Origin of the sequence: Kitasatospora sp. NPDC101235 (assembly GCF_044767505.1) — a bacterium.
Taxonomy (GTDB): Bacteria; Actinomycetota; Actinomycetes; order Streptomycetales; family Streptomycetaceae; genus Kitasatospora.
This window is the reverse complement of sequence record NZ_JBIWNZ010000010.1, coordinates 47,343-60,512: the sequence shown is the minus strand read 5'-3', so window position 1 is coordinate 60,512 and position 13,170 is coordinate 47,343. Positions and strand designations below refer to the sequence as shown.

Genomic DNA, 13,170 nt, shown 5'->3' with positions numbered 1-13,170 from the left:
GTTGCTTGCGCCATAGTACGCGAGGCGACGGGCGAGGGTCCAGCGGATTAACGCTGGCGTCGGCGGGCCGCCGCCACCGCGCGGGCCGTCTCGCGGGTGTCCTGCTTCTCGCGCAGCGTCTGGCGCTTGTCGTAGAGCTTCTTGCCGACCGCGAGCGCCAGTTCGAGCTTCACCCGGCCGTCCTTGAAGTACAGCGACAGCGGGACCAGGGTGTGACCCGCGTCGCGGACCTTGGTCTCGATCTTGCGGATCTCCAGCTTGTGCAGCAGCAGCTTGCGCTTGCGCCGGGCCGCGTGGTTGGTCCACGTCCCCTGGGTGTACTCGGGGATGAAGACGTTGTCGATCCAGGCCTCGTGGTTCTGGATGTAGGCGTAGCCGTCGACCAGGTTGGCCCGCCCCTCACGCAGCGACTTGACCTCGGTGCCGGTGAGTACGAGGCCGCACTCGTAGGTGTCGAGGATCGTGTACTCGTGTCGCGCCTTCTTGTTCTGCGCGATCAGCTTCTGTCCGGTTTCCTTTGCCATAGCGCGGCCATTCTCGCACTTCGACGCCGGATGGGGCAGCTGCTTTAGGCGCGGGTGCCGAGTCCCGCGAGGACCCGCAGGGCGAGCTCGTCGGCCGCCTCGCCCGAGTCGGCCGGGACGTCGGGGGTGAGGCCGGTGCCGTCCGGGGAGCGGCCGGCCGGGGTGTAGTAGCGGCCGACGGTCAGTTCCAGCACGGCGCCGTCGGCGAGCCGGCTGGGCTGCTGGACGGTGCCCTTGCCGAAGGTCCGCGAGCCCACCACCAGGGCGCGGCTGCGGTCCTGGAGGGCGCCGGCGAGCAGTTCGGCGGCGCTCATCGTGCCGCCGTCCACCAGCAGCACCAGCGGGGTGCGCTGGTCGCCGCCGGGCGGGGCGGTCAACTCCCTGGTCTCGCCGCGCTCCTGGTACGAGCCGACCGTTCCGCCGTCCAGGAAGATCCCGGCGGTGCCGGCCGCCTCGTCGACCAACCCGCCGGAGTTGCCGCGCAGGTCGAGCACCACGCCGGTGTGCGGGGTGCGCAGCGCGGCGCGCACCTGGTCGGCCACGCCGCTGGTGAAGGCGCGCACGGTCACCCGCAGCACGCCCTTGCCCAGCTGCTCCGCGGTGACCTGCCGGCTGTCCAGCAGCACGCGCCGCAGCCGCAGTTCGCGCTCCTCGCCCTCGCCGCGCCGGACGGTCAGCGTGACCTCGGAGCCGGCCCGGCGCTCCTCGCCCTGGCCGCGCAGCCGCGCGACCACCTCAGTGACCGGCAGGTGGTCGGCCTGGTCCTGTCCGATCCGTACGAGCCGGTCGCCGGGGGTGATCCCGGCCGCGGCGGCCGGGCCGCCCGGCGCGACCTGGGAGACCTCGGTGACGCCGTCCTGGCCGCGGCCGACCGAGAGGCCGACGCCCGGGTACCGGCCGTCCAGGCCCTGGCTGAACTCCGCGTACTCCTGGGCGCTGTAGTACGCGCCCCAGCGGTCGCCGCCGGCCGCCAGCAGGTGCTCGGCCTGCTGCTCGGACAGGGCGGCTCCGGCCGGGTCCGCCGGGAGCCCGCCGGCCGGGGCGGTGTCGGCGGAGGGGCGGCGCGGCGGGTCGCCCCAGGCGCCGGTGGCCGCGCCGGCCAGCAGCACGGCACCGAACACCAGGCTGAGGGCGGCCACCTGACGGGCCCTGCGCGGAGTTTGAAGCATGGCACCGGAGTGTAGACACCGGTCCGCGCGGGACGGACCGCAACGGTGGACCGCGGAACGCCGACGGCCCCGGACGGCGCAGTGCCGTCCGGGGCCGTCGGGGCGTCCGGGAATCAGACCTTGAGGTACTTGCGCAGCGTGAAGAAGGCCGCGACGCCGGCCATGCCCATACCCACCACGATCAGCAGCGGTATCACCGCGAGCACCGAGCCGAGCCCGATGAAGTGGATGAACTGCACCCGGTCGGCCAGCCAGTTCTGGACGAAGAAGTGCCCGCCGATCAGCAGTCCGGAGGCCATCGTCGCGCCGAGCAGCGCCGAGAAGGCCGCCTCGGCGATGAAGGGCATCTGGACGTAGAAGTTCGAGGCACCGACCAGGCGCATGATGCCGGTTTCACGCCGTCGGCTGTACGCCGACACCCGGACGGTGTTGACGATCAGCAGCAGGGCGACGAAGAGCATCAGCACCATGATCACGAAGGCCGCCGTCTGGAGGCCGTTGAGCAGGCCGAACAGGTTCTCCAGGATCTTCCGCTGGTCCTCGACCGACTTGACGCCGGGCTTGCCGGCGAAGGCGCTCTGGATCACGTCGTACTTGGTCGGGTCGTTGAGCTTGACCCGCCAGGACTGCGGCATGGCGTCCGGGCCCAGGACGGAGATGAGCGGGTTGTCCGGGTTCATCTCCTTCCAGTGCTTGTACGCCTCGGCCGAGCTCTCGTAGGTGGACGACTGGACCACCGAGGTCATCTTGTCCAGCTGGTCCTTGATGTCCTGGACCTGCTGGTCGGTGGCCGCACCCTTGTCGCACTGGGGCGAGTTGCGGGCGTCCGCCTTGGTGCAGAAGTAGATGCTCACCTCGACCTTGTCGTACCAGTACCCCTTCATGGAGTTCACCTGGTCACGGACCAGGAGCGAGGAACCGGCGAGGGCGAGGGAGAGCGCGACGCTGACCACGACCGCGATGGTCATGGTCAGGTTGCGTCGGAGACCCACACCGATCTCCGACAGGACGAACTGGGCACGCATGCGGGAAACAACTCCAGGGTCGGTACTGCTCTGGGTCTGGCGGTTCGGGCCGGCGGCCCTACGGTCAGCGCTGGTCGGTCAGTGCTGGTACCCGTAGACGCCGCGGGCCTGGTCGCGGACGAGCAACCCCTTGTCGAGCTCGATGACGCGCTTGCGCATCTGGTCGACGATGGCCTGGTCGTGGGTGGCCATCAGCACCGTGGTGCCGGTGCGGTTGATGCGGTCGAGCAGCTTCATGATGCCGACCGAGTTCTGCGGGTCGAGGTTGCCGGTGGGCTCGTCGGCGATGAGCAGCATCGGACGGTTCACGAAGGCGCGGGCGATCGCCACGCGCTGCTGCTCACCACCGGACAGCTCGCCCGGCATGCGGTCCTCCTTGCCGCCGAGGCCGACCAGCTCCAGCACCTCGGGCACCACCTTGTTGATGGCGCTCTTGGGCTTGCCGATCACCTCCAGGGCGAAGGCGACGTTCTGCGCGACCGTCTTGTTCGGCAGCAGGCGGAAGTCCTGGAAGACGGTGCCCAGCTGGCGGCGCATGTGCGGCACCTTCCAGTTGGACAGCTTGCCGAGGTCCTTGCCCAGCACGTGCACCGCGCCCGTGCTGGGGCGCTCCTCGCGCAGGCACAGGCGCAGGAAGGTGGACTTTCCCGAGCCGGACGAGCCGACCAGGAAGACGAACTCACCCTTCTCGATCTCCAGCGAGACGTTGTCCAGGGCGGGACGGTTCTGCTTGGGATAGGTCTTGGAGACGTTGTCGAATCTGATCACGGCTGCATCACGGAGGCCATCCTAGGCGGCGCCATTCCTCGGTCGGTCCGCCCCGGAGGCCCGGTCCGGGGGCGGGCGAAAGGAGCGCAGAGGGCCGCTCCCGGACTCGGACCATACGCGAGTCGGCGACCGGCCCGCAGGGACCGCCCGCGACAACGGCCGACCCATGGGGGAGAATGTCCGCTTATGCCCCGAATATTGCGAGGCATCTCACAGCCCGGGAGCCGGAACCGCCGGAACCTGGCAGAGTGGAGGTGGCGACCGTTTCCGGTCGCTCCCCCGTACAGGGCAGTACATGGAACCAAAGCCCCGTCCAGCGCGTTGGTTGTAGCAGCGAGGAGGAGATCGCATGACCTGCGACCATCTGGTGTGCGCCAACTGCAACGGCCGCGTCAGCGACGGGCGTTGCCCGGTCTGCCGGGCCAACCGGGCCCGGATGCAGGAGCAGCAGGGGCCGTTCGCCGCGCTCTCCCCCGCGACGCTGCTGGCCCTGCTGGCCGGGCTGCTCGCGGTGGCGCTGATCGCCCGGCAGGCCCTGGCCTGACCACCCACGAGACGTACGCAGAAGGGCCCCGACCACTGCGGTCGGGGCCCTTCTGCGTACGTCTCGTGACTATTCGGCGCTGGTCTCGCGCTGCTTGCGCCGGCGGATTCCGGCCTCGATGCTGTGCTTGATCTTCATCGAGGCCGCGATCCTCACGCCTCGTTCGAGGTCTCCCGCTGCTTCCTCCAGCGGATCCCGGCCTCGATGAAGCCGTCGATGTCGCCGTCCAGCACGGCCTGCGGGTTGCCGGCCTCGTACGCGGTGCGGACGTCCTTGACCATCTGGTACGGGTGCAGCACGTAGGAGCGCATCTGGTTGCCCCAGGAGCTGCCGCTGTCCTTGAGCGCGTCCATCGCCGCCTTCTCCTCCTGGCGGCGCCGCTCCAGCAGCTTGGCCTGGAGGACGTTCATCGCGGACGCCTTGTTCTGGATCTGCGAGCGCTCGTTCTGGCAGGAGACCACGATGCCGGTCGGCAGGTGGGTGATGCGCACCGCCGAGTCGGTGGTGTTGACGCCCTGGCCGCCGGGGCCGGACGCGCGGTACACGTCCACGCGCAGGTCGCCCTCGTCGATGTCGACGTGGTCGGCCTGCTCGACGACCGGGAGGACCTCGACGCCGGCGAAGGAGGTCTGCCGGCGGCCCTGGTTGTCGAACGGCGAGATGCGGACCAGACGGTGGGTGCCCTGCTCGACCGAGAGGGTGCCGTAGGCGTACGGCGCCTTCACGGTGAAGGTCGCGGACTTGATGCCGGCCTCTTCGGCGTACGAGGTGTCGTACACCTCGGTGGGGTACCCGTGCCGCTCGGCCCAGCGCAGGTACATGCGCATGAGCTGCTCGGCGAAGTCGGCGGCGTCCACGCCACCGGCCTCGGCACGGATGTTGATCAGCGCCTCGCGGGCGTCGTACTCGCCGGACAGGAGGGTGCGGACCTCCAGCTCCTCGACCGCCTTCTGGAGGGCGACGAGCTCGGCCTCTGCCTCGACGCGGGTGTCCGCGTCGTCCTCGGCCTCGGCCAGCTCGAACAGCACGCCCAGGTCGTCGATGCGGCCGCGCAGGCCCTCGACCCGGCGCAGTTCGCCCTGGAGGAAGGAGAGCCGGCTGGTCACCTTCTGCGCGTTCGCGACGTCGTCCCACAGGGTGGGGGCGGCTGCCTCCTCCTCCAGGACCGTGATGTCGGCCCGGATCTTGTCCAGGTCGAGGACGGCCTCGATCGACCCCATGGTCGTATCGAGGTTCTTGAGCTCTTCGGAAGGATCGACGGCTGCCACGCCCCCCAGGGTAATGGTTCCGGGGGTGGTCCTGACGACACCCCCGGTTCCCCTGGAGTCACACCTGCGGTCACGGCGCCCGCGGGACCGTGACCGACACCGGGGGACGGGTCGGGTGCCCGTCGTCCGGAACGGTGGCCGCGAAGGCCGTCCAGGCCGCGGCGGCGCCCGCCAGCAGCAGCACGGTGGCCACCAGCACGGCCAGCAGCCGGCGGCGGCGCAGCAGGGCCTGGCGGTCCCGGCGGTGGCCCGGGGCGGTGCGCTGGGCGCGGGACTCGGCGGCGTACGCGGCCAGCTCGTCGGCGGACGGGCGGCGCAGGCTGGTGTGGGTGTCCCGGGTGGAGTCCGGGGCGGCACCGGGCACCAGCGGCACGGCCGGGCCGCGGCGGCGCTTGTGGGTGCCGGGTCCGGCGTCTATCTCGGCGTAGACGGCCTCGCCGGGGGTCAGCTGCTCCTCGGCCGGGGCGCGGCCCTGGGTGGGCACGGCGAGCACCGGCAGGCCGGACAGCGAGGGCAGCTGCTCGCGCAGCCGGGCGGCCAGCTCCGCGGCGCGCAGCCGGGAGGCGGGGGCCTTGGCCAGGCACTCGGAGATGATCCGCCACAGCCCGTCCGGGAGGCCGGGGATCGGCGGCACCTGCTCGGTGACGTGCCGGCGCAGCACCGCGCCGGTGTGGCCGCCGCCGAACGGGGTGAAGCCGGCCAGCAGCTCGTACAGCACGGTGGCGAGGGCGTAGATGTCGACGGCGGCGCGCGGCTCCAGGCCCTCGATGATCTCGGGGGCGAGGTAGTCGGGGGTGCCGATGATCCGGGTGGCCCGGGTGCGGCGCGGGGCGTCGACCAGGCGGGCCACGCCGAAGTCGGTGAGCTTGGCGCGCGGGGCGCCGCCGGGGCCGGGGGCGGCGGCGAGGTCGAGCAGGACGTTCTCCGGCTTGACGTCGCGGTGGACGATCCCGGCCGCGTGCGCGGCCGCCAGGCCGTCGGCGACGTCGGCGATGATCGAGGCGGCGGTCTGCGGCGGCAGCGCGCCGTCCCGCTCCAGCCGGGAGCGCAGGTCGGTGCCCTGGACCAGCTCCATCACCAGGGCGAGGTCGCTGCCGTCCACCACCATGTCGCGCACGCCGACCACCCGGGGGTGGTCGAGGCTGGTCAGCGCGGTGCGCTCCTGGACGAAGCGGCCGACCAGCACCTGGTCGGCGGCGAGGTCCTCGCGCAGCAGCTTGACCGCCACCGGGCCGTCGGGCCCCTCACCGAGCCAGACCGTCCCGGCCGAACCCCGGCCGATCACCTGGTGGACGGTGTACCGGCTGCCGATCTTGCGTGCCAATGCTGCTCCGTGGGCGGCGCGGGAGCGCTCCGGGGGTCCGGCGCGCTCGGTGGGGCGGGACAACAGCGACCAACCTACGCGCCCCGAGGCCCTGCGGGGGCCGCCGGAGGGCCCTGGAGCGGGAGTCGCGGGCGAGAAATCTTGCGAATTGTCGACAAAGCGTCAATCTCACTGTCCGGGGCCGATCCGGAGCCGGTGCCCGGCCGGCACCTGACCGACCGTCGGTTCGACACCCGGTCAGCTCACCGCGGTCGGCAGGGTCCAGCGCTGGCCCGGAGAGCCGTCGCAGCCCGCCAGGTCGGCGGCGCCGCCCGGCGCGGTGCCGCTCGCGGGGTCGCGCAGGCAGCCCTGGGCGCCCTGGTTCCACAGCGCGCCCGCCAGGCCCACCAGCCAGACATGGTACGGCGAGCCGTTGCAGGGGTTGAGCGAGGCCAGGTTGCCGTTGGTGCCCAGGCACTTGCCGCCCTGCCGGACCGTCCCGTCGGTCTCCACGCTCCACTGCTGGGCCGGCGAGCCGTCGCAGTCCAGCAGCGCGACCGGCTCCGGGCCGGTCGCCGGGCTGCCGTCCGGCGTGTGGGTCAGGCAGCGGCCGCCCGGGGCGCCGACCGGACCGACCGGGCGGCCGGGGCGCACGTCGGTGGCGAAGGACTCGGTGCGCAGACCCGTACCGCCGCTCCAGATCTCGAAGCCGGCCTCCACCGAGATCAGGTACCAGTCCGGGTTCACCACCCCGCGCACCACCGCGTCCCGGACGAAGGCCCGCAGGTCGAGGTCGGTGACCGAGGTGACCGGGGTCTGCGCCTGGTAGGCGACCATCGGCCACTGCCTCCCGTTGGCGGCCATGGTGAGCTGCCAGCTGGTGTAGCCGGTGCCGCCGATGTTGGCGGTTCCGCCGGTGGGGCTCGCCGAGGCCGGGGTGCGGTCCAGCCAGATCATCAGCTCGGCGCCGTCCGGCTGGCCGTTGGCGGCGGGGGTGCTCGGGGTGGTGTTGAACCAGAGGTCGTACGCCACGTTGAAGTCGCCCCGGGCGGGCAGCGTGGTGGACCAGCTGCTGGTGGCCCGCCCCAGCTCGGAGACCTTGACCGGCAGCGCGCTGCCCCGGGTGCAGGTGCCCCAGTGGCAGCCGTCGAAGATCTCCGGGTACGCGGCCGGGCCGGCCGGCGGGCTCGCGTTCGCCCCGGAGTCCAGGACGGTGAACCCGGCCCGGCCGTCCGTGCCCAGGCACTGCGCGGCCCCGCCGTAGTTGTTGTTGTCCACCACGTACCGGCCGCCCGCGACCGGGACGGTCTCGTACTGCCCGCAGTGCCGGACCTCCTGCGCCGACGCCGGGACGGCCGGCAGCAGCAGCCCCGCCGTCGCGAGCGCGGCGCCCATCAGCGCCGCGCCCACCCGGCCTCCGCGTACACCCATCCCCGTGCCCCCCGTCGTCCGGCCGCTAGCCGCCGATGCTGTTCACCCAGTCGCGCGCGGTGTCGAACCAGCCCACGACATTGTCCCAGTACTGCGGCAGCGACGTGAAGTTCCACAGCGCCGCCCCGGCCAGGGTCAGCACCAGCAGCACCATCAGGCAGCCCTTGAGGCAGCCGAGCCCCGGGACGTACATCCGGTTGCGGCTGCGCGGGCGCGGTTCGCGGGCCGGCGCGGGCTCACGGCGGGCCGGGGCGGGCGGCTCCTCGCGGCGCTGCGGCGGGGCCTCCCGGTACTGCGGCGCGGGCGGCTCGGCCCGGCGCGGCACCGGGGTGGGCGCGGGCGGCGGCGGGTAGTCGCCCTGCGGCCGGCCATAGCCGGCCGGGGCCTGCCGGTAGCCGCCCGACGGCTGCGGACGGCCGCCCTGCAGGCCCTGCCCGGCCTGGCGTCCGGACTGCGGTCCGGCCTGGTGGCCCGCCTGGTAGGGCGGCGGGGCGACCGGCGGGCGCTGGGCGTAGCCGGGCGGCGGGCCCTGGCGGCGCGGGTCCGGGCGGTAGCCGGCCGGCGGCTGCTGCTGGGGGCCTGGCCGTCCGCCCGGGCCCGCCTGGTAGGGCTGCGGGGCGACCTGCGGCTCCTCGAAGTCCTCCGGCCCGAAGTAGCCGACCTGGGTCTGCTGGTTGCGGTCCCGCGCCGCGCGCAGCTGGGTCTGCCACGGGTGCGGCGCCTCCTCCTGCGGCGGCGCGGCGGGCGGGGGCGGAGGCACCGCGGCGGGCGGCATCACCCGGGTGCGGTCCGGGGCTCCCTGCGGGGGCGCCGGCGGCGGCTGGGTGCCCATCACCCGGGTCGCCGCGGCCGGGTCGTACTGCAGCCCGCCCGGGGGCGGCGGCAGCACCTGGGTGCGGTCCTCGGCGCCCGGGGCCGCGGCGCCCGGCACACCCGTGGGCGGCAGCGGCGGCACGGTGCCGGGGACGGTGGTCGGCTGCGGGTCCGGCAGCAGCAGGGCACCGACCGCCAGCGCCTCGTCGACCGCCGCCGGGGAGGCGTGCACGCCGACGCCGGCCGCGACCACCCGCAGCGCGCGGGCCAGCGAGGTGGCACCGGGCCGCTGGGCCGGGTCCTTGCGCAGGCAGCGCTCGATCACCGTCCAGAGCGGCTCGGGCATGGTGCTGGGCCGCTGCGGCTCCTGGGCCAGGTGGGCCTGGAGCACGGCGAGCGCGCTGTCGCCCTGGAACGGCTGGCGGCCGGTGACCAGCTCGTACAGCATGATCCCGGCGCCGTACACATCCACCGCGGAGGTCTGCGGGCGGCCCTCGGCGGACTCCGGCGCGACGTAGGCGGGGGTGCCGACGAACTCGTGGGTACGGGTGACGCCCGGGGAGTCGGCGAGCCGGGCGATGCCGAAGTCGGTCAGCAGCGGATGCATCTGCTCGCTGCCGTCGACCAGGGTGGAGGCGAGCAGCACGTTGGCCGGCTTGAGGTCGCGGTGGACGATCCCGTCCGCGTGGCTGGCCGCCAGCGCGTCCGCGACCTGGGCCATCAGCAGGGCGCCCGCGATCGGGCTGAAGGGGCCGTTGGCGCGCAGGTAACGGGCCAGGTCGGGGCCCTCCACCAGGTCCATCACCAGGGCCAGCAGCTCGCCCTCGACGACCAGGTCGCGGACCCGGACGATGTTGGGGTGGGTCAGCCGCAGCAGCAGCGAGCGCTCGCGCAGGAAGCGCATCACCACGTCCGGGTCGGCGGCCAGTTCCTCGCGCAGCACCTTGATCGCCACCCGCTGCCCTGGCACGCAGCCCGGCACCTGGACGTCCTCGCGCACCACGCCGCGCCAGACGGTGCCCGTCGCACCCCGCCCGAGGGTCTCATCCAGCAGATACTTGCTGCCGACTGGCCGCACCTGTCGCACTCCTCGCCGTGCCGCCCGCGCGGGGCGCTCCTCCGCCGGTGCGGTGAGCCTGCCGGGCCCGTGTCTGCGGCCAACTCTAACGGTGTCCGTTCGGGTTTTCGGGGTCGCTGGTAGACCATCCGTACGGTCTGGGGAAGGGTTCGGGGACATCCCCTAGGGAAGGTCCCGGGCACCCCGCGAGGAGGCGGTCGGCCTGACTCTCCGTCGCCCCCGTCACGGCCGTGATCGCAAGATCGTCAAATCCGGTACGGTGCGCGGACCGTCCGCGACGGATGGCAGGATGGACACTCGCCACTCGTGTGGCCCAACGGTGCCCACGGCACCGGGCAGCGGTACCAGGCTTCACACCAGCAGAAGGGACCCGCGGGCGAGATGCAGATCCGGCTGACCGTCCTCCGACCGCGCAGCGGCCCGTCCGCCGCCGGCTCCGCCATTCCCTACGTGGACGTGCTGGTCACCGCGCCCGTCGGCACCGCACTCGGCGCCATCGCGGGCGCGCTCGCCGGCGCCGTGGGCGTGCGCGGGCCGCGGGCCGCCACCCACGTGCACCTGTACGCCGGGGCTCACCGGGTGGACGAGCACACCCTGCTCGGCCACCCCCCGCTGCTCGACGGCGCCGTCCTCAGCCTGAACGAGCCCGACCCGACCGCCGACGACCCCGACGACGCCCCCGCCGCCGCCGAACTGCGCGTGGTCGGCGGACCGGACGCCGGCGGCGTGCACCGGCTGCTCGGCCGGGAGATCCGGGTCGGCCGCTCCGCCGAGGCCGACGTCCCGCTCGACGACCCGGACGTCTCCCGGCTGCACCTCTCCCTGCACCTCGCCGAGGACGGCCGGGTCTCCGTCCGCGACCTCGGCTCCACCAACGGCACCGCACTGGACGGCCGGCTCGTCCCGCCCGGCCCGCCGGAGGCCGCCGTCCCCCTGGAGCCGGGCGCCCTGCTGCGGATCGGCGAGTCCACCCTCCAGGTGACCGCCCCCGACCCGGCCGAGGCCGCCGGAGCCGTCCGCGCCGCCCTGCCGGACGGCCACGGCCACCTCCAGCTCGCCGCCCCCGGCCCGGTCCGGCCCGCGCCGCCCGTGGTCGAGCCGCCCGCCGCCCCCGAACCTGCGCCCGGCCGCAGCCGCGGCCTGTTCTCCCTGCTGCCCGGCCGCACCGCCGAGCCGCCCGGCCAGGAGAGCGCCGAGCGCCACCACGCCGCGGTGCGGCTGCGCCAGACCGCCGCCCAGCGCGAGCGCTGGCCCGACCTCGCCACCCTGCTGCTCAACGCCGTCGGACCCGGCCCCCGGCTCTGGGAGCGCGGCCCCGGCCACCCCGACGCGCTCACCCTGCGCCTGGGCACCGCCGACCGCCCCGGCGGCCCCGGCACCACGCCCGGCACCATGCTGCCCGCCGTCCCGGTCACCCTCGACCTCCAGACCGCCGGCAGCCTCGGCCTCAGCGGCCCGCGCGAGCGCCTGGACGCGCTCACCCGCGCCGTCGTCGCCCAGCTCGCCGCGCTGCACCCGCCGACCGGGCTCAGCCTGGTCGTGGTCGACGCCGACCCGACCCGCACCGCCGAGGAGCGCGCCGACACGTGGGCCTGGGCCCTGTGGCTGCCCCACCTGCGCCCGGTCGACGGCCAGGACTGCCGACTGCTGATCGGCCTCGACGACGAACAGGCCACCGCCCGGCTGACCGAGCTCACCGCCCGGCTCAGCGGCCCCAGCGGCCTCGGCGGCCACTGCGCCACCGTGGTCGTGGTGGACGGCCGCCCGGCCACCGAGGCCGCCCGGCGGGCCCTCGACCTGCTGCTGCGCCAGGGCCCGGCGGTCGGCATCTTCCCGATCTGCCTCGCCGAGCAGCCCGAGCTGCTCCCCCGGGGCCTCGGCGCCACCGCCCTGATCACCGGCGAGGTCGGCACCCAGCTCTCGCTGGACCGCCCGGTCGCCCGCGGCCGGGAGACCCTGCACGAGGTCTCGCTGGACGCCGTCTCGGACGCCTGGGCCGAACGGCTGGCCCGGGTCCTCGCCCCGCTGTGCGAGGCCGCCCCGGCCGCCCGCGGCCCGCTGCCCGACGTGCTGCGGCTGCTCGACCTGCTCCAGCTCGACACCGTCACCCCGGCCAAGCTGTCCGCCCGCTGGGAGGCCCACGCGGGCGGCATCGGCGCCGCCACCGCGCTGCTCGGCACCACCCGGGACGAGCTCTGCACACTCGACCTGGCCGACCCCGAACTCACCCTCCCCTCCCCCGACCCGGGCGGCCCGCACCTGCTGATCGGCGGCGCCCGCGGCTCCGGCAAGACCGAGCTGCTGCGCACCCTGGTCGCCTCGCTCGCCGTCTCCGAGCGGCCCGAGCGGCTGACCGTCACGATCATCGAGGGCCGGGCCACCTCGGACGGCCAGGACGGCCTGGACGGCTGCACCGAGCTGCCGCACGTCACCAGCCGGGTGAACGCCGCCGCCGACCCGCGCGCCGCACTGCTCGCGGCCGAGGCGCTGGAGGACGAACTCACCCTGCGGGAGCGGCTGTTCGACGGGCTGGACTTCGCCTCCTGGCACGCCGCGCGCATCCTGGACGGGCAGAGCCTGGACGAGCAGGAGGCGGACGCGGACCACCCCCAGGTCCCGGTGCCCGCGACCGTCGGCGGCGGGCCGGCCACGGCGCCCCGGATCATCCCGCCGCGCAGCGCGGAGGGCCCCCGCCCGACCGCCACCCCGGCCGCGCCCGCGCTTGCGCCCGCCCGGCTGGTCGTCGTCGTCGACGACTACGACGCGCTGCTCTCCCCCACCTCCGCCGCCGGCCGCCCGCTCGCGCGCGCGCTGGCCGCCGTCGCCCGCCGCGGCGGGCCGCTCGGCGTCCACCTCGCCATCGCCACCGGCCGTCCGGAGGAGAGTGCCGGCACCGAGGTGGACGAGGCCGCGCTGCTCCGGATCGCCCTGCGCACCGACGACCCGGCCGACTCCGACCTGCTGATCCACCTCGGCGACGCGGCCGCCCTGCCCGAGGAGACCCCCGGCCGCGGCTACCTCCGCCTCCCGGACGGCGGCGTCACCGCCTTCCAGACCGCCCGGATCAGCGGCCGCATCCCGCGCACCGCCACCCTGCGGCCCACCGTCGTCGCCATAGACCCGCTCCAGCTCGGCGCCCCGCCGGCCCGCCGCCCGGTCCGCGAGCTCGGCAACGGCCCCACCGACCTCGCCCTCCTCGCCAGCGCCCTCCAACGCGCCGCCTCGCGGTAGGCCCTGAGGCTCGCTT

Annotated in this window: 10 protein-coding genes; 2 read left to right on the top strand and 8 right to left on the bottom strand. The window is 74.5% G+C overall.

Annotation, left to right across the window (positions count from 1 at the left end; translation table 11 throughout):
* Positions 1–47 precede the first annotated feature (47 nt).
* From smpB to ftsE, 4 genes are all read right to left on the bottom strand, one after another.
* Complete coding sequence (gene smpB / locus ACIRRH_RS18475; protein WP_224282587.1) at positions 48–524, bottom strand: SsrA-binding protein SmpB; 477 nt, start codon at positions 522–524, stop codon at positions 48–50.
* A gap of 44 nt (positions 525–568) precedes the next feature.
* Positions 569–1,693 carry a S41 family peptidase gene (locus ACIRRH_RS18470; protein WP_403068070.1) on the bottom strand — a complete coding sequence of 375 codons (1,125 nt, stop codon included), beginning with the start codon at positions 1,691–1,693 and terminating at the stop codon, positions 569–571.
* Between the two features lie 113 nt (positions 1,694–1,806).
* Positions 1,807–2,718, bottom strand: a complete 912-nt coding sequence (ftsX, locus tag ACIRRH_RS18465) for a permease-like cell division protein FtsX (protein ID WP_403068067.1) — start codon at positions 2,716–2,718, stop codon at positions 1,807–1,809.
* 78 nt (positions 2,719–2,796) lie between these two features.
* On the bottom strand, positions 2,797–3,486 hold the full coding sequence (gene ftsE, locus ACIRRH_RS18460; RefSeq protein ID WP_030059730.1) for a cell division ATP-binding protein FtsE: 690 nt from the start codon (positions 3,484–3,486) through the stop codon (positions 2,797–2,799).
* A gap of 349 nt (positions 3,487–3,835) precedes the next feature.
* Here ftsE and ACIRRH_RS18455 point away from each other — a divergent pair, with 349 nt between their 5' ends.
* A complete protein-coding gene (locus tag ACIRRH_RS18455; RefSeq protein ID WP_224284789.1) occupies positions 3,836–4,030 on the top strand; it encodes a hypothetical protein in 195 nt (64 codons plus the stop codon).
* 152 nt (positions 4,031–4,182) lie between these two features.
* Here the strand turns inward: ACIRRH_RS18455 and prfB are convergent, their stop codons facing one another.
* The 4 genes from prfB to ACIRRH_RS18435 all read right to left on the bottom strand — a co-directional run bounded on the left by prfB (position 4,183) and on the right by ACIRRH_RS18435 (position 9,923).
* Positions 4,183–5,298 (bottom strand): peptide chain release factor 2, encoded by a 1,116-nt coding sequence (gene prfB / locus ACIRRH_RS18450; RefSeq protein ID WP_403068064.1) that lies wholly within the window; start codon positions 5,296–5,298, stop codon positions 4,183–4,185.
* Positions 5,299–5,368: 70 nt separating this feature from the next.
* Positions 5,369–6,622 (bottom strand): serine/threonine-protein kinase, encoded by a 1,254-nt coding sequence (locus ACIRRH_RS18445; protein WP_403068061.1) that lies wholly within the window; start codon positions 6,620–6,622, stop codon positions 5,369–5,371.
* Positions 6,623–6,859: 237 nt separating this feature from the next.
* Entirely contained in the window at positions 6,860–8,032 is a 1,173-nt protein-coding gene (locus tag ACIRRH_RS18440) for a ricin-type beta-trefoil lectin domain protein (RefSeq protein WP_403068058.1), read from the bottom strand.
* Positions 8,033–8,057: 25 nt separating this feature from the next.
* A complete protein-coding gene (locus ACIRRH_RS18435; RefSeq protein ID WP_403068055.1) occupies positions 8,058–9,923 on the bottom strand; it encodes a protein kinase in 1,866 nt (621 codons plus the stop codon).
* A gap of 381 nt (positions 9,924–10,304) precedes the next feature.
* Between ACIRRH_RS18435 and ACIRRH_RS18430 the strand changes: the two genes are divergently transcribed.
* Positions 10,305–13,154 (top strand): FtsK/SpoIIIE domain-containing protein, encoded by a 2,850-nt coding sequence (locus tag ACIRRH_RS18430; protein ID WP_403068052.1) that lies wholly within the window; start codon positions 10,305–10,307, stop codon positions 13,152–13,154.
* Positions 13,155–13,170 lie beyond the last annotated feature (16 nt).